General features: G+C 54.3%; 17 protein-coding genes. 10 read left to right on the top strand and 7 right to left on the bottom strand.

The features are described 5' to 3' along the window. Positions 1-14 precede the first annotated feature (14 nt). The 3 genes from GQY55_RS18905 (at position 15) to GQY55_RS18915 (ending at position 5,247) form a co-directional block, all read left to right on the top strand. The gene (locus GQY55_RS18905) at positions 15-1,691 is read left to right on the top strand and encodes an extracellular solute-binding protein (protein WP_160043435.1); all 1,677 of its coding nucleotides are present in this window, start codon (positions 15-17) and stop codon (positions 1,689-1,691) included. Positions 1,692-1,820: 129 nt separating this feature from the next. Continuing rightward, positions 1,821-3,722 (top strand): cache domain-containing sensor histidine kinase, encoded by a 1,902-nt coding sequence (locus GQY55_RS18910; protein ID WP_236575716.1) that lies wholly within the window; start codon positions 1,821-1,823, stop codon positions 3,720-3,722. Beyond that, a complete protein-coding gene (locus GQY55_RS18915) occupies positions 3,700-5,247 on the top strand; it encodes a response regulator (protein WP_160043437.1) in 1,548 nt (515 codons plus the stop codon). Before GQY55_RS18910 ends, GQY55_RS18915 begins: the two co-directional genes overlap by 23 nt. An 82-nt stretch (positions 5,248-5,329) precedes the next feature. On the opposite strand, the gene pgmB is transcribed toward GQY55_RS18915, so the two are convergent. The 7 genes from pgmB to GQY55_RS18950 form a co-directional block, all read right to left on the bottom strand. Continuing rightward, entirely contained in the window at positions 5,330-6,001 is a 672-nt protein-coding gene (gene pgmB, locus GQY55_RS18920) for a beta-phosphoglucomutase (RefSeq protein ID WP_160043438.1), read from the bottom strand. Between the two features lie 40 nt (positions 6,002-6,041). Next, the gene (locus tag GQY55_RS18925) at positions 6,042-8,240 is read right to left on the bottom strand and encodes an MGH1-like glycoside hydrolase domain-containing protein (protein ID WP_160043439.1); all 2,199 of its coding nucleotides are present in this window, start codon (positions 8,238-8,240) and stop codon (positions 6,042-6,044) included. A 45-nt stretch (positions 8,241-8,285) separates the two neighbouring features. Beyond that, positions 8,286-9,125, bottom strand: coding sequence for a carbohydrate ABC transporter permease (locus tag GQY55_RS18930; protein WP_160043440.1), 840 nt, complete (start codon positions 9,123-9,125; stop codon positions 8,286-8,288). 17 nt (positions 9,126-9,142) lie between these two features. Continuing rightward, entirely contained in the window at positions 9,143-10,039 is an 897-nt protein-coding gene (locus GQY55_RS18935; protein WP_160043441.1) for a carbohydrate ABC transporter permease, read from the bottom strand. Between the two features lie 110 nt (positions 10,040-10,149). Then, a complete protein-coding gene (locus GQY55_RS18940) occupies positions 10,150-11,460 on the bottom strand; it encodes an ABC transporter substrate-binding protein (protein ID WP_160043442.1) in 1,311 nt (436 codons plus the stop codon). A 28-nt stretch (positions 11,461-11,488) separates the two neighbouring features. Continuing rightward, a complete protein-coding gene (locus GQY55_RS18945; protein ID WP_160043443.1) occupies positions 11,489-13,828 on the bottom strand; it encodes a glycoside hydrolase family 65 protein in 2,340 nt (779 codons plus the stop codon). A gap of 109 nt (positions 13,829-13,937) precedes the next feature. Further along, positions 13,938-14,948, bottom strand: a complete 1,011-nt coding sequence (locus GQY55_RS18950) for a LacI family DNA-binding transcriptional regulator (protein ID WP_160043444.1) — start codon at positions 14,946-14,948, stop codon at positions 13,938-13,940. 192 nt (positions 14,949-15,140) lie between these two features. On the opposite strand from GQY55_RS18950, the gene GQY55_RS18955 reads away from it, so the two are divergent. The 7 genes from GQY55_RS18955 (at position 15,141) to GQY55_RS18985 (ending at position 24,619) form a co-directional block, all read left to right on the top strand. Further along, positions 15,141-16,754: a response regulator transcription factor gene (locus tag GQY55_RS18955; RefSeq protein WP_160043445.1), complete on the top strand. Its 1,614-nt coding sequence runs from the start codon at positions 15,141-15,143 to the stop codon at positions 16,752-16,754. Then, positions 16,754-18,556: a cache domain-containing sensor histidine kinase gene (locus GQY55_RS18960; RefSeq protein ID WP_160043446.1), complete on the top strand. Its 1,803-nt coding sequence runs from the start codon at positions 16,754-16,756 to the stop codon at positions 18,554-18,556. Before GQY55_RS18955 ends, GQY55_RS18960 begins: the two co-directional genes overlap by 1 nt. 5 nt (positions 18,557-18,561) lie before the next feature. Next, entirely contained in the window at positions 18,562-19,545 is a 984-nt protein-coding gene (locus tag GQY55_RS18965; RefSeq protein WP_160043447.1) for a substrate-binding domain-containing protein, read from the top strand. Positions 19,546-19,673: 128 nt separating this feature from the next. Further along, positions 19,674-20,981: an extracellular solute-binding protein gene (locus GQY55_RS18970; protein ID WP_160043448.1), complete on the top strand. Its 1,308-nt coding sequence runs from the start codon at positions 19,674-19,676 to the stop codon at positions 20,979-20,981. 329 nt (positions 20,982-21,310) lie between these two features. Beyond that, complete coding sequence (locus tag GQY55_RS18975; protein ID WP_160043449.1) at positions 21,311-22,693, top strand: ABC transporter substrate-binding protein; 1,383 nt, start codon at positions 21,311-21,313, stop codon at positions 22,691-22,693. 151 nt (positions 22,694-22,844) lie between these two features. Next, positions 22,845-23,747 carry a carbohydrate ABC transporter permease gene (locus tag GQY55_RS18980; protein WP_160043450.1) on the top strand — a complete coding sequence of 301 codons (903 nt, stop codon included), beginning with the start codon at positions 22,845-22,847 and terminating at the stop codon, positions 23,745-23,747. Positions 23,748-23,773: 26 nt separating this feature from the next. Continuing rightward, positions 23,774-24,619 (top strand): carbohydrate ABC transporter permease, encoded by an 846-nt coding sequence (locus tag GQY55_RS18985; protein ID WP_160043451.1) that lies wholly within the window; start codon positions 23,774-23,776, stop codon positions 24,617-24,619. Positions 24,620-24,644: the final 25 nt, after the last annotated feature.

Below are 24,644 nucleotides of genomic sequence, written 5' to 3' on the forward strand. Positions count from 1 at the left end.
TGGGGTAAAGACGTATGAGAAAACATGTTTTACGCAAAAGCAGCCTGCTGCTCCTGGCCTTTACGCTGATGCTTTCGCTTGCCGCATGCGGCGGCTCGTCAGGCGGGGACACCAAGGCGGCGGAACCCGAGAACAAAAACGAACCGGCGCCTGAAGCGAAGACGGTATCGGCGGACGAACCCGGCTGGAAAGCCGACACGTCCCCGATCACCTTCGACTGGTATTTGAACTTCTCGTGGTTCGCCAACAAATGGGGCGTCGACCCGACCTCCCAATACGTCACGAAAAAAACCGGCGTCAGCGTCAACTTCATCGTTCCCGCCGGCAACGAAAACGAGAAACTGAACACGATGATCGCCTCCGGCAGCCTGCCCGATTTCATCACGCTCGGCTGGTGGGAGGACGCCGTGAAAACGATGATCGAAGGCGATCTGGTGCTTCCGCTCAACAAACTGGCCGAAGAATACGATCCTTATTTCATAAAGGTCGCCGACCCGGCGAAAATGGCTTGGTACAAGCAAGAAGACGGCAACACGTACGTTTATCCGAACTCGTCTTCCTCGCCGAAGGATTTTGAAAAATATTCGCGGGAATACGTGTCCAACCAGACGTTCCTCGTCCGGAAGGATATGTACGAAGCTTTGGGCAAACCGGATATGCGCACGCCGGAAGGATTCCTGAACGCGCTCAAGATGGCGAAGGAGAAATTCCCGGAGGTCGACGGCCAGCCGATGATCCCGCTCGGCTTGACCGAATTTAACGACGTGGGCAACGGCAGCCTTGAGGGGTATTTGCAAAACTTCCTCGCCATCCCGTACGAAAAAGACGGCAAGCTGTATGACCGCCAAACCGATCCGGAATATGTCCGCTGGCTGAAGACGCTGCGTCAGGCCAACGAGCAAGGGCTGCTCGCCAAAGACATCTTTATCGACAAACGCCCGCAAATGGAAGAAAAAATCGCCCAAGGCCGTTATTTTGCCATGATCTATCAGCGCAGCGACCTGACGGCGCAGGAAAACGCGCTGTACGCCAAAGATCCGAACTCCGTCTACATCGCGGTGGACGGCCCGGCCAACACCAAGATGGATCCGCCGACGCTGGCAGGTCCCGGCATTTCGGGATGGACGGTCACGCTCATTTCGAAAAACGTCAAAGACAAAGCCAGAGCGATCCGCTTCCTGGAATATCTGATCAGCGAAGAAGGCCAGAAGGATCTGTACCTCGGCGAAAAAGGCGTCACCTATGATACGATTGACGGCAAAGACCAATTTAAGCCCGAAGCGCTGGAGCTGCTGAACAAAGACCGTTCCGCCTTCGACAAAAAATACGGCGCCTCCCTTACGTTCTGGATGATGCAGGATACGAACATGATTTTGCAATGGCAGCCGCCTAGCGTCGAACCGTTCAAGCAAATGGAGGACTGGACCAAAGGCAAAACGAAAAGCTTCTCCCAATACGACAACATCAACCCGACCGGCAACTCCGAGGAAGGCATCGCGAGCAACAAAATCGCCCAAACCTGGGGCAAAACGCTGCCGAAGCTTCTTTTGAGCAAATCGGACGAGGAATTCGACAAGCTTTGGAACGAGTTTTTGGAAAAACGCGACAAAGCCGGCTTTGCCAAAGTCGAAGCTTTCAAGCAGGCCAAATTCGAAGACAACGTGAAAAAGCTTCAAGAGTTTTTGAAATAATTTCACATGCGAATGCATATCCAAAAAGCCCCATTTTTGCGCGGGCTTTTTGGATTTTCGTCTTTCTTGCCAATCAATAAATTTCCGGATGTGATTCGAGTGCCCAGACGCTTACGATCTTTGACCCGCGTGTTAATCCAAAGGCTGGAGCAGTACTCCCTGCAGCAGCGGTTGTTTCTTTCCTATATCGTCATCATTCTTATACCCGGCATCGTGTTTTCGCTCATTATTTTCCGGCAGCTGAACGAAAGCTACACGAAAGACGCCATCCGCAAAAGCGAAAGCTCCATCGAAATCGAAAAAACGAACATCAAAAACAATATGGAAACGATGGAGCGGACCGTGCAAATCGCTTTGTCGGACCGGGAAGTGATGAATTATCTCGACCGCTCCTCCGAACCGGACCCGTCCGAGCTGATCGAATTCAGCAGCAACACGATGAACAGCCTTCTGCGGCTTCAATTCAACAACCAGGATCTGGAGCATATCCGCATCTTTTCAAACAACCGGTTGATCAGCGAAATATGGCCGGTTTTCCTGAAAGAAACCCGGGTCACGAGCGAGCCGTGGTACGAAGCGGTGAACCGGCTGAACGGAGCGGCCCTTTGGGAAATATCCGAACGCGACAAAGAACTGATGCAAAACCATATCCGCGATGAAAAGGAATTCCGGCAAAAAATGTCGCTTGTGCGCGAAATCGAATATCCGAAGGGCACGCATGTCGGCATCATTCAGGTCGATATGCTGCTGAGCCGCTTTTTCCCAAGCGCTTACGCAAGCCGCAACGGCGACCAATCGCAAATGATCGTCATGGCTTCGGACGGGCGGCTGTATTACGATCAGTCCCGCTCCCTGCTCACCGCTTCCGAGCTCGCCGAGGCGAAGCTTGCGGAAAAGCTCTACCCGACGGAAAATGCCGGCGCCTTCCGGCATGTCAACATAAGCCTCGCCGGCCAACCTTATCTCGCCGTGTATGCTTACATCGACGGCATCGACGCGTACGTCGTGCATATGACGTCGCTGCAAGCGGCGCTTTCGGAGCTGAATAAAACCCGGAATACGATTTTGCTGGTGAACGTCGTGTTGATCGCCATCCTGTCGGTTTCGACCTTTTTTCTCAATTCGCTAATTTTGAAAAAATTGCGGCAGCTGACGCTCTCCATGAAAAAAATCCGCCAAGGGGACTTCAACGTCCAGCTTCCGGTCGGCGGCGGCAGCGAAGTCGGCGAGCTGACCTTTCATTTCCGGAAAATGATGGGCAAAATCAACGAGCTGATCGCCGATGCGGTCAACAAGCAGGCCGCAACGAAGGAGGCCGAGCTGAAAACCTTGAAAAACCAGATCGACTCCCACTTCCTGTACAACACGCTTGAAAACATCAAGATGCTCGCCGAGGTCGAAAACCAGCGGCCGATCTCGGACGCGCTGACCTCGCTTGGCAGCATGATGCGCTACAATCTGAGATGGAGCGGCGAATACGTGCGGCTGCGCGAGGAACTGAACCATGCCCGCCATTATGTCGCGCTGATGAACCTGCGGTTTGACCAGCGGATCTTGCTCCGGGCCGAGCTGACGGAGCGGGAGCTCGACCTGGAAGTGCTGAAAATGTCGCTGCAGCCGATCATCGAAAACGCCGTCAAGCATGGCCTGAATGGAAGCGCAGCGCAGACGGGCGATTTAACCATCACGCTCAGCACCTATGCGCACCAAGGGGCGCAGATGATCGTGATTGAGGATAACGGCGCCGGGATGTCCCCCGAACAAACGCGCCGGCTGAACGAAACCATCCGCGCTGCCGACGGCGGCGGCCGGAGCGGACCCGAGGCGGAATCCTCCGGAATGCTCGGCGGAGGCGGCGGAAACGGCATCGGCCTTCGCAACGTCCATCAACGGCTGCAGTTGTTTTACGGGCAGGAATGCGGCCTTTGGGTCGAAAGCGAGGAACGGCGGTACACCCGGGTGATGATCAAGCTGCCTTACTTTAACCTGATCGGAGGCGAATCCGCATATGTACAGACTATTGATCGTTGACGACGAACGAAATATACGAATCGGGCTGAAAGCCATGATCGAAAGGGAATATCCCTCCCTATTCAGCATCGGATTGGCTGCGGGGGGAGCGGAGGCGTTGGAGCTGCACCGGTCCGAGAAAGCGGACATCGTCGTGACCGACATCCGCATGCCGGGCATGGACGGCCTGGAGCTCATCCGGGAGCTGAACAAGCTTCCCTCTCCCCCGGCGGTGATCATCTTAAGCGGCTACGACGATTTTCAATATGCCAAAGAAGCGATCACGCATAAGGTCCGGGAATATTTGCTCAAGCCGATCGTGCGCGAGGAGCTGCACCAGGCGTTGAACCGGATGCTGACGGATCTGGGGAAGGAACAGGAGGTTGCGCGCGAGCTCTCGGAGCTTGGCAAATACCGCGAAGAGCAGGCGGCGGACCAGCTCAATTACATTTTGCTGCATCCGGACCTGCCGGAGCATGAAATCGAGCGCCGCTTCGCCAAAGCCGGCCTCTCTCCCTCCTCTTCGCCTTTCGTCGTCGCCGTCGTACGCGAAGAGGATCCGCGAAACGGCGCTTTGGCGAAGCTGGCCGAGCCGTATTGGAAGGAACGCCGGTCGATTTGCTTCGAGGACAAGGACCGGAACGTGGTCGTCATTGCGGAAGACGAGGCGGCCGTGGCCGATTTTGCCCGGCATGCGATGGACAGAGGGCTTCACGTACATATCGGCGTCAGCCTGAAAGCGGCGGGCGCCGGACAGTTCAAACGCGGCTATGTCCAGGCCAAGCAGGCGCTGAAGTACCGGATGCTGCAGGCGCAGCCGGGCGGCGGGATCTTTTATTATTCGGACGTTCGGCATCTCCCGATGCCGCAAACGTACCCGGAAGACGCGTTCCGCAGGCTCGCCAACCTGCTCGGAACCGGAAGGAAACAGGTCATCAAGGAGCAATGGCACGAGATCATGGATCTCCGCGAAATCAGGCGCCTCGACATCTCCTACCTGGAACGTCTCAGCCGGATGTTGAACGAGCAGGTCATCGACCGGGTGTTTGCCGATTACGGGGAAGCGTCGGTCGAAATTTTGAAAATCTATAAAAAAATCGGTTACCTTTATGACAGCCAGGCGGTTTTCAGCTACATCCACGACGCGGAAGCGCTGCTGCTGCGGTTGGACGATTACGTGAAGGACGTCAAGGAGGCCCATGTCGGGCATGCCGAAATGAAGGCGGCCGTCGACTACATCTGCGAAAATTATGCCAAACCGCTCAACATGGCGACCGTCTCGAACCATGTTTCGTTGAACTACTCTTACTTTAGCGAAACGTTCAAGCAGTTTACCGGGATGAGCTTCGTAAATTACGTCAAAAAGGTCCGCATCGAAAAAGCGAAAGAGCTGCTGGAGCATACCCGCGGCAAAGTGTACGAAATCGCGGAGCAGGTCGGCTTCGAAAGCGTCAAGCAATTTAACCGGGTTTTTCGCGAGCAGGAAGGCATCTCCCCGATGGAATATCGCGAAAAGGCTTGGGTTCAGGCCGGGGTTCCGGAGTGACCGCCGTTCCAAACCGGCTGCCCAGGGCAAATGAACCAAAAAAGTCCGCGGCAATGATGCCGCGGACTTTTTTGCCCGTTCCCTACGATTCCATTCCCGCCGAAACCAGAAGACGCTGAAGCGTAAGTTCCTTCGTCGAGGAACATATCAAATCGGCCCCGGAGGGTCCGAGGATGCCGGCATCGCCGATGCCGACGGCATACATGCCGGCCGCTTTGATCGCCTCGATGCCCGCCTGCGAATCCTCGATACCGACGCAGCCCGCGGGATCGGCCCCGGCCAGCTTGGCGGCCTGAAGGAAAATATCCGGCGCCGGTTTGCCCGGAATACCGCCGGGGTCCACGATGGCATGAAAATATTCGTTCAGGCGGAGCGCTTCCAAAATAAGCGGCGCGTTTTTGCTGGCGGAGGCGATCACCGCAGGGATGCGGCGTTCCCGGAGTTCGTGCAGCAGCTCTTGAATGCCCGGATACGTATCCTCGGGGGTCAAGCCCGCAAGCAGCGATACGTATTCGTCGTTTTTTTCCCGGGCAAGACGTTCCTTTTCTTCCTGCGAATAGGTTTGCTCCCGTCCCCCATGAACCAGTATTCTTTCAAGCGATTGCATGCGTTCGATGCCCTTGAGGGACTCGTTAAAATCGCTGTCGATCGTAATGCCGATCCGCTTGGCCATGTTTCTCCAGGCGATGAAATGGTATTTGGCGGTATCGGTCACGACGCCGTCCAGATCAAATAATACGGCTTGCAGTTTCATCGTATGCCTCCCGACTGCCTAACCTGATGCTTTATAGGCTTTATAACGTCATCGTTATTTGCGTTTCTTCGGATATATGGGTGAGCCCGTTCCATTCGAGCACGACTTTGTAACCGGACGGATTGGCGATTTCGGCATGAAGCGCCCCCTCTTCGGCAAGCAGCCGGACGTCCACGGCCGTGTCGCCGATTCTCAGCCGTTCCAGCGTGACCGCTTTGCCTTCCCAGGCGGACGGAATCAGCGGTGCAATATGGATCGTCCGCAAGTGGGCCAGCGGTTTGATTCCGACGAAATGCCGGATGATCGGCACCGCCATCGCATACAGCGTCCAGGCCTGCACGGCGCAGCCGTAATCCGGGGACATTTCGCTCATCGAGCCGGGCAGCGCCATCGAAAAGGTCCGCATCATCCGCTGCAGCAAATCAAGCGCCGCGTCCGCATTGCCGTACACCGCCTCCGCCGTCGCATGCACGCCCGTGGAAATGGTCATCGTTTCGCCTTGGTATAGGCCCGACAAATAAGTTCCGTACTCACCGACAAACTCGCCGGAGCGCATCCGTTCGAGCGCGCGAATCCCCTTCTCCCTGTCGGCGATCCCCGTTTCCATCGGGGTGACGATCACCCAGTTTTTGTTCAAAAGCCAGCCCCGGTCCCCTTCCTCGTCGCCGCATGCGGCAAGGAGTCCGTCCAAATATTCCCGGTAACCGGATATCCCGTGTTTCGCGGCGTTTTGGACCAAATGATCCACCTTCGGGACGATATCTTTTTTTGGCGCAACCGCATCCGTAAAAAGCCCCTCCCGCTCGGACCAATATTTGTCGTTGATCGCTTTTTTCATCCGGTCGGCCAGCTCCCCGTAGCGATCCGCCTTGGCGTCATCCCCCATCACCCTGCTCATTTGGGACAATGCCCGGGCGGCCTCCGCCGTATATACGGCCGAGTCGATCAATTCCATGTTCAGGCCGGAAATTTCGATGATGCCGTAACCCGACGGAAATAAATCCCGGTCCGGATCCATTTCCCGAAGCAGCCAATCCAAACCTTGGACGCAGGTCCCGTAGTTTTCCCGCAAAAATTCGAGGTCCCCGTTCCAGCAAAACATATCCCAAATCATCGCGATAAAATGGGCGGTTTCCTGCGTATTGCCCGGATTGGCCACGGCGCCCATCGTCGTGATTTCGTGCACGATCCGGCCGTTGCCGTTGGCGTCCTGGGAAAACCGGCGCAAAAGTTCGACCGTATCTTTGGCCAGCTCGAACTCCCCGGTCGCCATCAAACCTTGAATCGAATACGAATTGTCGCAGCCGAACCACCACGGGTAATGCGGCGAACCGGCGGTTAAGCCCCGGCCGATAAAATCCACGCGCTGCACAAGCCACCTTGTGTTCCATTTGACCCAGGCAAAAATATCGTTCAGCCGCTCTTCGCCCTCCACCCCGAAATGCGACGCGGCTTCGATCCGCTCATAGGTTTTCTTTTTCGCGCCAAGCAGCCCGTCAAAGTCCTGCAGGCTGCGGTAAGTCGTCTCGCATTCTTCTTTGGAGGCATAAGAGCCTGCAATATATGCATGAAAGACGTACGTCTCTCCGGGAGCAAGGATGTTTTCGGCCAAGATCGAAAGCCCGGTGCCTCTCCCAGCCGTCCATTCCGGCCCGATCAGGCCGGCGCCCGTGCGAAGCTGCTGTCCGGTGATCCCCGGCATATCGGCCCCGAATTTGACGTACCAGTCGTTCCCGCTGTCCTTCGCGATGCCGGCCCAATCGGACACTTCCTCGAACCGGTCCTCTTCGCCGTCCCGGATGCCGATGTCCTCCGAAAACCATACGGGCCGCAAATCGGTCCGGCAAAGCAGTTCAAGCTCCAGCTCCACCGGCTCAGCCGAATAATTTTGGAGCTCGTAACGCACGACCATCCCTTTTTCCAGCTCCGGGGCGAATTGGGTCCGCTTCATGGAAACGGGGATATGGCCCAGGCCGTGGTCGTAACGGAATTCCCCGCCCCATGCGTAATTGATAAATTCGTCGGCTTTGGCCCATACCGAGATATCGCGCTTCCGGTCCTTCAGACGAAGCCAAAAGCCGTCAAGCAGCTTGATGGGATGCAGCCAAACGCCGCCCATTTCGCCCGCAACATGGTGCCCGAAGTCCGGAAACCATCCATCCTGGGTTCCAATAGCCTTTACGTATTCTCCTGCCGTCAAATAGATCGGAAACGGATGTCTGCTGCTCGCTTTTTTCATTGGATTCTCCTCTTCTTTCCGTAATCTCGGTTGTTTCCCCGCAGTTTACCCCTTCGTCGCCGACGACAGGGATATTCCCTCGATAAAGTATTTCTGCAGGAAGAAAAATACGATGATGGCCGGAAGCATGATCAGGATCGTCGCCGCCATCAGCATGTTCCATTCCACGTTGTACAGCCCTTTGAACATGGACAGGCCAAGCGCGAGGGTATATTTCGTATTCGTGTTCAGATAAATGAGCGGTCCCTGGAAATCGTTCCATACGCCCATAAACGTAAAGATCGATACCGCAATAAGCGGCGGCTTGCTGAGCGGCAGCATAATCCGGGTAAAAATGCTCCAGCGGGACGCGCCGTCCATAAACGCCGCCTCGTCCAAATCCCTCGGAATGCCGCGCATAAACTGCCGGATCAGGAAGATGTTAAAGGCCCCGCCCCCGAAAAACGAAGGGATGATAAGCGGCAGAAACGTATCGACCCAGCCGGCTTCCTTGAACATGATAAACATCGGAATCATCGTGACCTGGCCGGGCAGCATCATCGTCGCCAGCAGCACCAGAAACAAAAAACGCTTGCCTTTGAAGCGGAAGCGGGCAAAACCGTACGCGCATAACGCGGAAGAGAACACCGTCCCGATCATGACCGGGATCAAGATGATCAGCGTATTTTTCAGAAAGAGAAAAAAGGGAACGGCCGTCACCGCGTTTTTGTAGTTATCCCAATGCCATGCCTTCGGGATAAAAGAATCCTGGAATACCTCGGCCGGCGACTTCAGCGACGTGGATACCGTCCACAGGAGCGGAACCAGCACGACCGCCGCTCCTCCAATGAGCAGGAGAAACGCGATCAGCTTTCCGAAACTCCATTTTTTTTGTTTGATCGTCATTTTGTTTTCCTCCTCCCTTAATCCCGTTCGTCATCGCCGTTATAGTAGACCCACATGGAAGAGCTGCGGATGACAATGAGGGTGAAAAGCAGGATGATGGCGAACAAAATCCAGGACAATGCCGAAGCATATCCCATTTCGAAGCTGACGAAAGCTTTGTTGTACAAATAAAGGTTGTAGAACAGGGTCGAATTGAGCGGACCTCCGTTTGTCATAACGAAAGCCTGCGTAAAGTATTGAAACCCGCCGATGATCCCCATGATCAGGTTAAAAAAGATCGTCGGCGAAATCATTGGCACCGTTACGCTCGCAAACCGCCGGAAAGGGCCCGCCCCGTCCAGCTGAGCGGCTTCATACAGCTCTTCCGGAACGCCCTGGAGACCGGACAAATAAATGATGATGGTGTTGCCCACGCCCCAGATCCCCATCACGATCAGCGCCCCCAGCGCATAACTCGGATCCTGAAGCCAGGCCGGTCCCTCGATGCCGAACCAAGCCAGGGCCCGGTTCAAAATTCCGTATTCCGGATTGAAAATCATGATCCACATCATGGACACCGCCACCGCAGGGATCACGGAAGGCATAAAATAAATCATGCGGAACAGCTTCATGCCCCGCGTGCGCATGTTGAGCAGCAGCGCGATCAATAGGGAAACGATCTGGTACAGCGGCACGGAAACAAGCGCGAATATAAACGTGACTTTCAGCGATTGATAAAACAGTTCATCATGGAAAATGGCTTTAAAATTATCCAATCCTACAAACTCGATCGAACGAATGCCCGTAATGATGTCCCATTTGCTGAAGGACAATATCAACGAAAACACCATCGGCCCAAGCGTAAAAAGGAGTAAGCCCAAAAACCAAGGAAGAATGAATAAGTAGCCGGCTTTTTCCGAACGTGGATTTCGCATGGAGACCTCCTTGACGATGCGGATGCCGGCCGGATTCAACCCGGCCGCCTCATCCGAAAGTAGCTGAAAGGGTGAAGCGGCTTGCGAACCGCCCCACCCCGCTCCCGTTATTACTTGATCTTGCTGTCAACCGTCTTGGCCGCTTCATCCAAAGCTTCCTTCACCGTGGATTTGTCCAGCAATATTTTTTCCATCGCCTTGTTGAACTCCTCCGTAAAAATCGGAGCGTTGGCGGAACGCATGGAGATCGGCTTTTTCGCAAAGTTCATCATTTCGATCACCGGTTTGTCGACAACCTCCGTGCTCTTCACCTGGTCGAGCTCGGCAACCGTTGCCGGCAGCACCTGCCCTTTTTCGGAGCGGGCTTTTTGCGCCTCGGTGCCCGACAGCCATTTCATCAGTTCAAAGGCTTCTTTTTTATGTTTGCCGTTTGCGTTCATGGCCCAGCCCGCGGCGGCGATGATGCTTGCGCGCTCGCCGTTGGCGCCGGAAGGAATCAGGGCCGATCCGTACTTCACGTCCGATTTGTCCAGGTCGCTTTTTACCCAGCGTCCGGTAATCATCATGGCCAGCTTATCGGTCATAAACATGGAGGAGTCGCCGCCGAGCGTTTCGGTGTCCTGCGGCGTAGGAGATACGCGGTCCTCTCCTTTGGTCAGCGCCACGTATTTTTCCATGGCCGCGATCGTCTTGTCGCTGTTCATGAAACCTTCGGCTTTCGTTCCGTCCTCGTTGCCGATGTCGGCGCCGTTCAGCCAGAGATAGATGTAAATCGGATATTCCCATTTCGTCGCGTTAAAGCCGAATTCCGTCACTTTGCCTTTATCGTCCTTTTTGGTCAGCTTTTTGGCGGCGTCGATCATGTCGTCCCATGTCCATTTATCGCTCGGATAAGGGATTTTCGCTTCGTCAAACATCCGTTTGTTGTACCACAGGGCAAGCGGGTTGAAATCCTTCGGCAGATAGTACAGCTTGCCGTCGATTTTGCCCATATTGATCAGGTCCGGCTGGAATATGTCCGTTTTGAACGCGCCGTCGTTTTTGACGTAATCGTCCAGCGGCTCGACGACGCCTTTGTCGACGTATTTGAAATAATCGCCTTCGCCGATCAGGAATACGTCAGGCGCCTGGCCGGCCGCAAGCGACGTCGTCAGCTTGGTGGCATAACCGTCGCCCGGAACCGGCTCGAAGGTAACCTTGATGTTCGGGTGGGTTTCGTTGAATTGGTCGGCCAGCTTTTTCTCTACGGAATCCGCCGACAATTCCCCCCATGTCGTGAATTTCAGCTCGACGGTCTTTTCCGAAGAGCCGCCGCTTTCCCCGCCGCCGGATGCGGCGTCCTTGGAAGAACCCGAAGAACATGCGCTCAGCACCATGCTGAACATCAACAAAAACGCGAGACCTGCAGACCATTTTTTCATAACCGTTGACCTCCCTGAATGAAAATAATTAGATGTGCATCAGTTCAAATTGCAGCCGGCCTTGAAAACTCATCTTTTTGCCGTAGATCACAAGCTCTATTTCTTCTTGGGTGTCGGCCGAAATTTCCATCCGCTCCTTCGTCACGTTGAACTGCAGTTTGGTGCCCTTCCAGAACAGCGGGAAGGACAAACGCTCCCACGCATCCGGCATTTTCGGATGCACGTGCAGCGCGCCGTCCAGCATGCGGATGCCGGCAAACCCCATCACGACGCATTGCCAGATCCCGCCGAGCGAAGCGGCATGAATGCCTGCGTCCGACGAGTGTTCATGCGGTCCCAAATCGATTTCGGCGGCTCTGCGGAAAAGCTCGTAGGCCAGCTTTTTGTCATCGAAATCGCTTGCCAGAATGCTGTGCGTCGAGAAGGAAAGCGACGAATCATGCAGCGTTTTGGGCTCGTAATAATCGTAATTCGCCCGCTTGAGTTCGGGCGCGAACCTGTTTTCCAGCAGATAAAACAGCATCAGGATGTCCGCTTGTTTCGATACCTGCATTTCGTTGACCTGGTCCAGGCTGTAATCCTGGAACAAGGTGCCCACTTTCGCCTGCGATTTGTAAGGCGTCAAATCCAGCTCCTGTTTCTGCAGGTAGGTGTCGTCCTGGGCGATGATTCCGCGCCCGTCCGGCTGCGGAAGGTAGATGGCATCCGCCTTCTCCCGCCATTCCTGCGGTCCGCGCTCCAGACCCAGCTTGGATTCGAGGCGCTCCAGCAGCTGCGGATCCCGGTCCTTAAGCTCATCGTAATATTGAATGGCAAGCAGGAGATTAAAATGCGCCATGTAATTGGTAAAAGCGTTGTTGTCCACGTGTTCCTTGTATTCGTCCGGACCGATAACCCCGTTGATCTCGTACCTTGAAGCTTCCTCGTTCCACTCCAGGCGGCTCGCCCAGAACACCGCGGTATCGAAAATCATCTCGTAGCCGTAATCGTCCATGAACCGCTGGTCGCCGCTCGCCTTGTAGTAATGCCAAACCGCGTAGGCGATATCGGCCGTAATGTGCTGTTCGATGAATCCCGACCAAATTTTCGTCTGCTTGCCGGTTACGACATCAACCGCTCCCCACACGGGGGTCACTTCCCCGTCGCTCGGCCAAGCGACCTCCCACGGATACATCGCGCCCCGGAACCCGTTTTCTTCCGCTTTTTTTCTGGCCCCTTCAAGCCCAAGATAACGGTATTCCAGCAGCGTCCTTGCCACGCTTGGCTCGCTGTAAATGAAAAACGGAAGAATGAAAATTTCGGTATCCCAGAAGGAGTGGCCCTTGTAGCCTTCGCCGCTCAGCCCTTTCGCCCCGATTCCCATGCGGCGGTCATGGACGGGCGTCATGACCGTCATGTGGTAAATCGCGAACCTGAGCGCCAGCAGATCGAAGCGGTGTGCGGATTCGATCTCGACACGGTACCGGCTCCAAATCTCCGCCCATGCTTGCCGGTGCCGCTCGAACAGCCCGTCGTATCCCGCCGATTCGGCCTTCTTAAGCGCTTCCAGCGAATGTGCGCGCAGTTTTTCGAGGTCGCCCGCTGCCTCGACGTCCGCGTCCCGGCTCGTATGCACCTGTACCAGCTTGTGCAGCTCCAGCGTCTGCCCGGCCTTCAGCTCCATGCGGTACGCCATCTCCATCTTGCGCCGTTCGATCTCCATCTGCAGGGCCGGCTCGAACGGATGGCCGTCGATCAGGAACCGGTGCAGGGCGCTCAGCACGAAATCGACCTTGGACTCGGTCGTCGTCTGCACGAGCTGAAGATATTTTTTGTCAAAAATCCTTTTTTCGCCTTCATGGAAATGCTGGCTGCCCGAGTTGGCCGCCTGGGCGTTGATGCCGGATGTCAGCCGGAGCGTAATGCCCTCATCCAGCGGCGTCATCCGAAGCTTCATGCCGATCAGGTGCAGGTCATCCTTTGAAACGAAGCGGCGGAATTCGAACCGAATTCTTTTTCCGTCGGGGCTCCGCCATACGAAGGAACGGGTCAGCTCCGCATCGCGCAGGTTGAGCGTCCGTTCGTAATCGGCCGTATCGCCGGTTTCCAGCGAGAAACGCCGGCCGTCGACCAGCAGCTCGATCTGCGTCACGTCCGCCGCATTCGGCAGTTCGGTCACCTCCAACTCGTCGAACCGGTTAAACGTGCCGTTTACGAACAAGTTCCGGGTTCCCCCGATATAAGCTTCCTCCGTGGCGGAGCGAAGTCCCATATAGCCGTTCCCCAGAGACATGACCGATTCGCATTTGCCCTGAGCCAGCGGGTTGAACGACGTTTCCGTAAAGCTCCACTGCTCGAGTTCGGGTGTTTGCCCGTTGTAGCTTAGCATGTATTCCAACTCCAATCTCTGTCTAAAAAGCCTTGATTCCAGGGTATCGAAATCGATTTCGAAACCCTCAAAAAAATATGGTTTATCAGGGAAAGCGCTTTCGGGCAGATTATATCATCGCCACGGATTCCCTGTCAACCAGATGAAACGGAATTTTTTGATGCACCCCTGCCGCCTTTTTTTCAAGAATGCGAATCATCTGCTCGAACGCCAAAAAGGCCATCTTCTGAAAATCCTGGTGGATCGTCGTCAGCCGAGGGGTCGTATAGCCGGACAGCACGATATCGTCAAAGCCGATGATCGATAGCTTTTCGGGAATGCCGATTTGAAGCTCGCGGCACCGGCTCATGAATCCGATCGCCATCAAATCGCTGGCAAAAAAAACGGCCGTCATCTCCGGATGCTCCCGCAAATAGGAATCGGCCAATTCATAGGCGTATTCCTCCGTATAATCCCCGTTAACGACAAGGGATGGATCATATGGAATGCCGTTTTCCGCCAGAGCTTGGCGGTACCCTTCAAGGCGCTCCTTGCTCACGACGGCATAATTATGGCCGTTCACCATGCCGATTCGGCGATGGCCGTGGTCGATCAAATACTGCACGGCGCATTTCGCCGCCGCGATGTTGTCCGTCATGATCGAGCCGGTATACGAACCCGTGATGTCCGCATCGATGACGACGCACGGAAAGTTGCTGTCGACGATTTCGAGGAAATAAGGGTCCGTCGTTTTCAAACCGGTGATAAGCGCCCCGGACACCTTATGCTCTTTGCAAAACTGCCAATACGATTTGTCCTGCTGCTCGGACAAGCTGCGCGTATACAGCAGCACCTCATAGTTATAATGGGAAGCCGCCTCGAAAATCCCCGTCATCATTTTGAACAGCACGCCGTCTTTGCCGTTGGAATACTCGAAATTGGAAAAAATGAGGGCGATGGATTTCGTCACCTTTTGCTTCAGGTTTTTGGCCAGCATGTTCGGCGAATAATTGAGCTCCTCCACGGCCTTCAGCACTTTTCTTCTCGTTTCCTCGCTGACGTCGCTGTACCCGTTCAGCGCCTTGGACACCACGGTGGTCGATACGTTCGCGTGTTTCGCCACATCTTTTATCGTCGCCACCTGGTTCACCTCCTGTAAATTTGCAACCTAATGCGGAATGATCACATATTCACTAATTAAATCACAGCGCCCAAATCCTGTCAAAATGGATTTCCCGCGGCCGTCCCAAGCCGGGAATTCGCTGTGTTCATAAAAATCCTTTTAAAGTATAATTATTCCATATGGGACACGATCAGACAAGGGGTGGCACCGATGTACAAAGTTTTTATCGTCGACGACGAAGCGGTCGTGCGCGACGGCTTGAAACGGACGATCGACTGGCGGGAGCACGGGTTTGAGCTGGCCGGCGATTTCGCCAATGGCCGCGAAGTATTGGAGGTGATGGAGCATACGGTACCGGACGTCATCATCTCCGATATTTCCATGCCGTTCATGGACGGGCTGGAGCTTGCCGCAAACGTCACCAAAAAGTACCCGTACGTCAAAATCATCATCCTGACCGGCTTCGACGAATTCGAATATGCGCAGCAGGCCATCCGGCTCAAGGTGTCGGATTTTATTTTGAAACCGATTACAGCCCATGAAATGCGGGAGCTTTTGCGGAAGGTCAAGCTTGAAATGGATGAAACGGCCCGGCAGCATGAAGATTTAAGCCGCTTGTACAGCCAGTTGAAGCAAAGCCTGCCGCTGCTCAAGGAACGTTTTTTGGAACGTCTGGTCGTCAACGGATTGCGGCCGTCCGAAATCGAGGAACGTTTCCAATACTTCGGCCTTCCTCCGCTTTCCCCGCCGCAGCTCGTCATGGTTGCGGATATCGACGATTTCGGCACCCGGCAGCTTCAGCCGGAGGCGGCAAACGACACCGAGATTCTTCGCTACGCGGCATACAATGTGCTCGAGGAAATCGCCGAACGCGAAGGTTTGCTGCTGTTCCGGACGCGGGAAGAGCGGCTCGTGCTGGTCGTCTCCGGCCTTGCCGACGAAACGGAGCTGTACGAGCATGCCTGCCGCATCGCCGAGGAGGGGAGATTTTACATCGATAAATTTTTGAAATTTACCGTCAGCTTCGGCGTCGGGCAAGCGGTCGGGTCCGCCGAGGAGCTTCCCGTCTCCTACAAAAGCGCCCTCTCCGCGCTGGACTACCGCTTTTTGCTCGGCAAAAACCGCGTGCTCAGCATTTTGGATTTCGAAAGCCGGCCTTCCTACGACAACCGTTCCCGCGGCGACTGGGACCGCAGGCTCGCTTCCGCGGTCAAAACCGGTTCATTGCAGGAGGTTCGCCAGCTCATACAGCAGTTCGTCGCCGATCTGAAGGAAAGCATGGCCCCTCTTGATGCCTGCGTCCTCCAAATCCAGAAGGCCATCCTTTCGCTCATCAATACGACGCAGGAGCTAGGGCTCGACAACGCCCGGCCGATCCGCCTGACCGACGTCTACCCGTTCAAAACGCTGGACGAAATCGGGGCTTGGCTCGAAGACGCGGCGTCATCGGTCATGTCGGCCATCGCCGACAACCGCAACCATCATACGCTGGCGCAGATCCGCAAAGCGGTCGAATACATCGAAACCCACTACGCGGAAGAAAAAATCTCGCTGCAGGACATATGCCGCCACTGCTTGATGAGCACAAGCTATTTCAGCCTCGTGTTCAAGCAGCATACCGGCGAAACCTTCGTCGAGTATTTGACCCGCATCCGCATGGACAAGGCCAAGGAAATGCTGCAGCATACGATGATGAAATTTTACGAAATCGCCGGCAAGGTCGGGTACGGCGACCCGAATTATTTCAGCATTTTATTCAAAAAACATGTCGGCATGACGCCGCGCGAATACCGCGACAAATACGCCAAGGAGAGCCGGGCCTGATGCTCAGACTGAACAAGCGCAATTCCGTCATACCGTTTCCGCCGTTCAAAAGCATCCAATCGAGCATTTTTTTTACGTTTTCCTGCCTGATTCTGGTGACGGTCATGGTCATCAGCTTAAACAGCTACCGTTTGTCGGTGGACGCGGTCGAAACGAACTCCCAAAGCTACGTACAGGAAATCATCAGGCAGGTCAACTCCAACATCCAATCCTACATCGACAATATGGAGAACATCAGCATGCTTGCCATGACCAACAAGGACGTCAAATATTACATTTCCAACAACAGCTTTATCAGCAAAAGCGACCGCATGCCTTACGAGAAACGGATTTCGGACCTGTTCCAAGCGATTTTGTACTCCCGCAAAGACATCTCGGCGATCATGGTGTTCGGGTACAACGGATTTTACGTGTCGGACCGGCGGATCACCCTTCTCAATCCGTACACGAAGCTGGAGGAGCAGCCTTGGTACGTAGAGGCGAAACAAAAAGGCGGCCAATCCGTCATCTCCCCTCCCCACGTCCAAAACATCATCCAGAACGAATACCGCTGGGTCGTCTCCTTGAGCCGGGAGCTCAAAAGCACGGACGGGATCCGGGGCGAGGGCATTTTCCTGGTCGATCTGAACCTCAGCATCATCAACGACATTTGCAGCAAAATCAATATGGGCAAAAAGGGTTACGTCTTTATCGTCGACAAATCCGGGAACATCGTCTACCATCCGCAGCAGCAGCTCATCTACAGCAATTTGCGCTCGGAACAGATTTCGCGGGCGGCCGCCGCCAAAAGCGGCACCTCCTTTACGGTCGACGACAACAAGGGCAAACGCGTGTACTCCGTTCAGGACACCAATTTCGGCTGGAAAATCGTCGGCGTCGCCTATACGGACGATTTGATCGCCAACGAGGGCACGATCCGCAACTCGATTTTGATGTACGCCTTGATCGGAATTCTTTTTTCCCTGCTGCTGTCGCTGTTTTTGTCCTACCGGATTTCGCGGCCTTTGCGCATTTTGCAGCGCGACATGAAAAAGGTCGAGCGCGGCAATTTCGACGTGCGGACCAACATCGAGCCGATCAACGAAATCGGGCAGCTCGGACGCTCCTTCAACCTGATGACATCACAGATCAAAAACCTGATGGAAGAAATCATCGAAAACCAGGAAAGCAAGCGGAAAAGCGAGCTGATGCTTTTGCAATCCCAAATCAACCCGCATTTTTTGTACAACACGCTGGATTCGATCATCTGGATGGGCGAGCAGAAAAAACACGAGGAAGTCGTGCTGATGACCTCCGCCCTGGCGAAGCTGTTCCGGGCCAGCATTACGAAAGACAAGGAGCTTGTGCCCGTCCGCGTCGAAATAGAACATATCACCAACTATTTGCTGATCCAGAAAATGAGGTACGGCGAGCAGCTCGAATACGAAATCGACGTTTCCCCGGATATCATGCACTACAAAACGCTGAAGATCCTTCTGCAGCCATTCGTGGAAAACGCCATTTATCACGGCATTCGCAACAAGCCGGAGCCGGGCAAAATTACGATCCGCGGCCGCGAACGGGATGAAACGATTCTGTTCGAAGTCGAGGACGACGGCATGGGCATGACGCCGGAGCAGGTGGAAGGCATCTGGACGACGCATGGCAAAAAGCTGGGAACCAAATCGACGAGCGGCATCGGCATCGGCAACGTCAATGAACGGGTCAAGCTGTTTTTCGGGCAATCGTACGGCATTCAAATCCGAAGCGAGCCGGAAGAAGGCACGGTCGTGACCATCGCCATTCCGAAAATAAAGGAGTAGCGCCTATGCGAATACAACGTGCCACGCTGCTTTTGACCATCATTTTTGTTGCGTCCGTCGTGTATATCATTTTATATTTCAAGCTGTTTATCCCGGCGCCGGAGCATGAACGGAGCGTTACCGTCATTTTGAAGGAGCATAACATCCGCTCGGATTTTTGGCAGACGGTCAGCAGCGGGGCCAAAGCCGCCGCCAAGGAAGCGGGCTCGGAAATCACCATTACCGGCCCGCTGCAGGAAACCGACATCGACGGTCAGGTCGGGCTGCTGGAGGAAGTATTGGAGCAAAAACCGCAGGCGGTCGTGATCGCCCCGATCAATGACGACAGGGTGACGGACAAGCTGCAGAAAATTCAGGAGGCGAAAATCCCGCTCGTCATCATCGACACGCCGGTCAATCTCGCGTCTTCGCCGACTTTCGTGTCCAACGACCATACCGCCGCGGGCGTGCAGGCGGGCAAAGCGGCGCTTGCGCAGACAGGGAACCGTCCGAAATCCGTCATCATCGGCGATTTTGCCTCGTCCGGCGTCTCGGCGGAAAGGGAAAAAGGGGTGCGCCAAGCCCTCCTTCCTTATCCCCAAAGCGTATACGGCACCTACTACTGCTCGGATTCCGAGGAACGCGCGTATTTGATCGCCAAAACGATGATGCGGGACCACCGCGATTTGAACGCCATCATCGCCCTGAACGAGTCGGCGGCGCTGGGAGCGGCCAAGGCGATCAAGGACCAGAGCAAAACCGGGCTGATCAAGCTCATCGGGTTCGATACCTCGGCTTACGAAATCCGTCTGCTCGAGGAAGGGACGTTAAACGCGACGGTCGTGCAGCAGCCGTTTAACATCGGTTACCTTGGCGTGCAGACGGCGCTGGATATGCTGGACGGCAAAAAGGTAAAGCCGGTCACTTACACGAATTCGATCGTCGTCACGAAAGCAAATATGTATTCGCCTGAAAACCAAAAGCTGTTATTCCCATTTATCGATAAATAATTGTTGCAATATGGAATGAACTAAAGAAATGAAGGTTATAGGACCGCATCGGGCCTTTTTAACAGGAAGTTCGATGCAAGCTTTAGTTCAATCTATATAGCGATCCTTACGAAAGGTGTGAGCGCCTGATGAACTCCCGCCTGCTGCTTGGCCTGGCGAAGCTGTCGGTTTCCTTGCTGCTTCTGCCGCCGCTGCTTGCGTCCTGTTCCGGCACCGCCCAGCCGAAGCCTGCGCTAAAACCGAAGGACAACCCTCCGGCCGTCATTAATTTCATCGCATCGGAGTACAGCTCGCAGACGCGGCCGCTGCTCGAAAATTTGGTGCAGGACTTCATGCTGAAAAACCCGGATATCGTGATCAATCTTCAAGTAGCCAATTGGGATATTCTCGACATCATTTATACGACCATGATCAGCAAAAATCAGCCGCCGGACCTTTTGAACACCAACGTGTATACGCATTTTGCCAACGACGGCCTGCTGAACGACATGGACGACATCATCTCGCCCGACCTGAAAAAGAAATTTTATCCCGATCTTCTGAAGCTGGACAACTGGAACGGCAAGCAGTACGCCATTCCGTACGTGTCTTCGACCAGAAAGCTCTATTACAACAAGGAGCTGTTCCGCGAAGCGGGAATCGAAGCGCCGCCGAAAACCTGGTCCGAGCTTAAGGAAGACGCGCGCAAAATTAAAAACGGCGGCAAAGCCCGCGGGTTCGGGGTCGATTTGACCGATAACGAGATCCAGGCCTATCTTTCCTACTTTTTTTTGGGCGCCGGCGGCGGCTGGATCAAGGACGGAAAATGGACCATCAACTCGCCCGAAAACGTGGAAGGACTGACCTTTTTGCGGGATATGTACACCGAAGGCTTAACCGATTCGGACCCGACGGTGACGACCCGTGACGAGAAGCAGCGCGTCCTGGGCGACGGCAAACTGGCGATTATGATTTCCGGCAACTATTTCAACATCGTCGTTCCGCGCGAATTTCCGAACCTCGAATACGACAAAGGCCCGATTCCCGTCAAGGACGGGGTCAAACCGATCAACTTCGGTGTCCATGATATGCTGGTGTCGTTCAAAACCGACCATACGGACAAGGAGGCGCTCTCCAAGTTTTTGGACTACCTTTACTCCAGCCCCATCTACGAGCAGATTATCCAGCAGGAAGGTTTCCTTCCCGTCACGCAGCTCACCGGGGAGCGCCTCGGATCGGCGAATGAGGAGATGAAAGCCGACTTGGCGGCGTTGCGGAAAGCCAGCTTTTACCCGATCCAGCAGCCGGAATGGCAGGCGGTAATGGACACGGCCCGCAAAATGGGCGACGCCGTCCTTCACGACCATATGTCGCCGAAGCAGGCGCTGGACGAGCTGCAGAAATTCGCCGAGGAAGAGCAGCGGGAGCTGATCAAGCATCATAAGAATAAGAAATAACGTCTCTCGACGTACTTCCTAAGAAGACAGACCGCGTTTAAAGGTAGTTGTTCTTGCGATATAGGGAAGCAATGGCTCTGCAGTTTATACTTTCTGATATAAAAAATAACGTATGCAGCGCGGAGAAGCCGGACGATTGTCCGGCTTTTTTGGCGTCCGGGCGAGCACTTAGAACCAAATTCCCCGGAAAGAGAAAATAACAAAGAATTCATGGAAGAATTTCGATAGAGTGACAGAGCCCCCCTCATTATGATTACTGTAGGCGCTGTAATTCGAAAGCAGGAAGTTAAATATGGCGTTGAACATGATTCTCAAGGAGGGTTAGCTTTATGGTGTCTAAAACAAGATTGGCTGCGCTGGGCATCGCGGCTTTGATGGCCGTGGCTCCGCTTGCAGGCTGCGGCAGTTCCAAAGATGAAGCAAAACCACAGGAACCTGCCAAAACGGAAGAACCGGCAAAAACCGCAACGGATGAAGGGAACAAGTCCGGAACCGACGACGGAGCCAAAAAACTGACGGGCGAGTTCGAAATTCAATACTTCGTCGGCGGTTACGGCGACAAATGGTGGAAAAAGGTCATTGCCGACTTCCAGGCTGCCAACCCGGATTTGAAGATTAAAGAAAGCGGCGGCCCGAAAATCAACGATCAAATGAAACCGCGTTGGGTCGGAGGCAATCCGCCGGATTTCGTCTACATCGACGGACCGAACCTGAACGACCGGCAAATGGTCGAAGACGGGCAGCTGGAGGATTTGACCGATTGGATCAAGGACGCCAAAAATATCGACGGCGACAAAATTTCCGACATTTTGGCCCAGCCGCCGCAGCAGTTTGACGGCAAAGTGTATGACATCCCGCTCGTATTAAACTCCTGGGGCGTGTTCTGGGACAAAGCTCTTTTCAAAGAAAAAGGCTGGGAAGAACCGACCGACTGGCAGTCCTTCATGGCCGTCAGCGACAAAATCAAAGCCGCCGGCGTAACGCCGTTCATCCACACCGGCAAATATCCGTACTACATTAACGGCGCGATCCTGTATCCGGCGATCGTATCCGCGAATAACAACGACATATCGATCCTGCAGGACATGGCGGCATCCAAGGTCGAAGCGTTCCAAAAACCTCCGGTCCTGGCCGCCTTGAACAAAATCGTGGAGCTGCGCGATAAAGGATTCATCGACAAAGCCTCCATCCAAATCAACCATACCGATTCCCAGATGCTGTTCCTGCAGCATAAGGATGCGTTCATTCCGAACGGCCTCTGGCTGCCGAACGAAATGTCGAAAGACATTCCGGGCGGATTCGCCTTCGGCTTCATCCCTTCGCTTACGCAGGATAACGGCGGCAAAGTGGTCGCCAACACGTCCACGGCGAACGTAGCCATCGCGAAAAACGCGAAAAACAAGGAAGCGGCGAAAGCGTTCCTGGAGTTCATTTTCTCGAAAGCGCAAGCTTCCCAATGGGCCGAGCTGAGCGGCGCGCCTTCCAACATCAAAGGCGACATCAGCGCTTCCAACGCGCCAAGCCATGTAAAAGACGCGGCCAAATATTTGACCGACCCGAACACCGTCGTCGTGCCTGCCATCACCTTTAACGCCGACGTCGACAAGGCGATGCAGGATGCCACGGACGCGCTGACCATCGGCAAAATCACCCCTGAACAATGGGTGGAACGCGTGGTCGAGGTCGCCAAAAAAGCTTCGGGCAAAAAATAAATAACGGGACCACCCGCGTTCATCCGGATCGCAACCGAAACCGGAGTTGACGCAGGATCCTTTGGCAAGCGGCAGACGACCAAGACGGAGGATGACGGGGATATACTCTTCGGTCATCCTCCTTATCTTATTTTGAAAGGCAGGTTAAACGATGAGATTGGGAACAACCAAGTGGCAGCGGAACCTTTTTGTCGCAACGTTTATTCTCCCCACCTTTTTGTTCTTCTGCGTATTTACGGTTTATCCCGTTTTGCAGGCCATGTATTATTCGTTGTTCGACTGGTCAGGCTCCTCCGACAACAAAACGTTTATCTGGTTTGACAACTTCAAGGAAATGATCCACGACCCGATCGTTTGGAACGCCATGGGCAACGACTACTTTCTCGTCGTCGGCAAAATTATCGGCATCATGCTTTTGGCCACCTTTTTTGCCGTCGCCTTGACCCGGTTCCGGTTCAAGCTGTCCAGCTTCTTCCGGTCCATCTTTTTTATCCCGAACGTAATTTCCGTCGTCGTCATCGGCGTATTGTGGAATTTCATTTATAATCCGCAAATCGGCTTCTTGAACGCGTTTTTGTCGCTTTTTACGAAAGAAAAAGTGGACATCACCTGGCTCGGCTTCACCAGCCATACGATTTGGATGCTTTTGCCTCCGGCGATCTGGGCGGGCATCGGCTTCTACATGATTCTGCTCATTGCGGCGATCCAGGGCATTCCCGAATCGTATTACGAGGCGTCCAGCCTTGAGGGCGCGGGTCAATGGGCGCAGTTCCGCCACATTACGCTGCCGCTGATTTGGGAACAGATGAAGGTGTCGATCCTGAACATCATGATGACGACGCTTAACGGCTCTTTCGTCATCGTCATGATCATGACGAACGGGGGGCCGGACAACTCGACCCAGGTCATGGGTTCCTACTTGTATCAAATGGCCTTTTCCCAATACCATTTCGGTTACGGCGCGGCCATCGGCGTGTTGATTTTGATCGTCTCGCTTATTACCACCGTCATCATGCAGCGCTTGATGCGCCAGGAAACGATTGAAATCAGCTGATTTTAAAAGCCCGGGAGGAACGAATTATGAAATCAGGCGGTTTACATCCCATTTATAAAACCGTATTTTATGCCATTCTCGTCATCTGGGGGCTGTCCGTGCTTTATCCGCTGCTGTGGACGCTGCTCGACGCGCTCAAAAACAACGATCAGTTTTTCCGCAAAATGCCGTGGTCCCTGCCGGACCTGCCGCTCTTGTGGAGCAACTTCTCATATGTATGGAGCGAATTCAGCTTCGATAAATATTTCATGAATTCGGTCGTCGTGACGGTCGGTTCGACGCTGCTCGGATTATTTTTGGCCGCTTCGACGGCTTACGTGCTTGCCAGATATCCGTTCAAAGGCAGCAACGTGTTATATCTCATCTACATCGCGTCGATGATGATCCCGTTCAGCTTGGCGTTGATCCCGCTCTTTTTCCTGCTTAATTCGATGCATTTGACCAACTCATCTTTTGGGCTCATCCTGGTGTATGCTTCCACGTTGATCGCTTTCGGCATTTTCGTGCTTGTCGGTTTTTTCAAAAGCTTGCCCATAGAGCTAGAGGAAGCGGCCGCCATCGACGGCGCCTCGTATTTCGGCATCTTTTTCAGGGTGATGCTGCCCTTGTCCCAACCCGGCCTCATTACGGTCGGCATCGTCAACGTGCTGAACATTTGGAACGAATACATCATCGGGACGATTCTCGTCAACGATCCGGCGCATTATACGCTTCCCGTCGGGATCGCGATGATGCAGGCGCAAATGCAGTACCGCACCGAATGGGGGCCGCTGTTCGCAGGGCTGCTCATCACGATGGTTCCGGTGCTTGTCGTCTACATGTTCTTCCAGCGCCAGATCGCCAGCGGCATTACGGCGGGAGCGATCAAATAAGCGGCGGCGGGCGGCATGGGCATGC

The organism is Paenibacillus sp. USDA918EY (genome assembly GCF_009870825.1).
Classification (GTDB): domain Bacteria; phylum Bacillota; class Bacilli; order Paenibacillales; family Paenibacillaceae; genus Paenibacillus_AQ; species Paenibacillus_AQ albilobatus.

What these genes read in the sequence shown, in the direction of transcription:
- GQY55_RS18905 (WP_160043435.1), top strand. Translation starts at nt 15, where the DNA reads ATGAGAAAACATGTTTTACGCAAAAGCAGCCTGCTGCTCCTGGCCTTT.
- GQY55_RS18915 (WP_160043437.1), top strand. Translation starts at nt 3,700, where the DNA reads ATGTACAGACTATTGATCGTTGACGACGAACGAAATATACGAATCGGG.
- pgmB (WP_160043438.1), bottom strand. Translation starts at nt 6,001, where the DNA reads ATGAAACTGCAAGCCGTATTATTTGATCTGGACGGCGTCGTGACCGAT.
- GQY55_RS18925 (WP_160043439.1), bottom strand. Translation starts at nt 8,240, where the DNA reads ATGAAAAAAGCGAGCAGCAGACATCCGTTTCCGATCTATTTGACGGCA.
- GQY55_RS18930 (WP_160043440.1), bottom strand. Translation starts at nt 9,125, where the DNA reads ATGACGATCAAACAAAAAAAATGGAGTTTCGGAAAGCTGATCGCGTTT.
- GQY55_RS18935 (WP_160043441.1), bottom strand. Translation starts at nt 10,039, where the DNA reads ATGCGAAATCCACGTTCGGAAAAAGCCGGCTACTTATTCATTCTTCCT.
- GQY55_RS18940 (WP_160043442.1), bottom strand. Translation starts at nt 11,460, where the DNA reads ATGAAAAAATGGTCTGCAGGTCTCGCGTTTTTGTTGATGTTCAGCATG.
- GQY55_RS18945 (WP_160043443.1), bottom strand. Translation starts at nt 13,828, where the DNA reads ATGCTAAGCTACAACGGGCAAACACCCGAACTCGAGCAGTGGAGCTTT.
- GQY55_RS18955 (WP_160043445.1), top strand. Translation starts at nt 15,141, where the DNA reads ATGTACAAAGTTTTTATCGTCGACGACGAAGCGGTCGTGCGCGACGGC.
- GQY55_RS18960 (WP_160043446.1), top strand. Translation starts at nt 16,754, where the DNA reads ATGCTCAGACTGAACAAGCGCAATTCCGTCATACCGTTTCCGCCGTTC.
- GQY55_RS18965 (WP_160043447.1), top strand. Translation starts at nt 18,562, where the DNA reads ATGCGAATACAACGTGCCACGCTGCTTTTGACCATCATTTTTGTTGCG.
- GQY55_RS18970 (WP_160043448.1), top strand. Translation starts at nt 19,674, where the DNA reads ATGAACTCCCGCCTGCTGCTTGGCCTGGCGAAGCTGTCGGTTTCCTTG.
- GQY55_RS18975 (WP_160043449.1), top strand. Translation starts at nt 21,311, where the DNA reads ATGGTGTCTAAAACAAGATTGGCTGCGCTGGGCATCGCGGCTTTGATG.
- GQY55_RS18980 (WP_160043450.1), top strand. Translation starts at nt 22,845, where the DNA reads ATGAGATTGGGAACAACCAAGTGGCAGCGGAACCTTTTTGTCGCAACG.
- GQY55_RS18985 (WP_160043451.1), top strand. Translation starts at nt 23,774, where the DNA reads ATGAAATCAGGCGGTTTACATCCCATTTATAAAACCGTATTTTATGCC.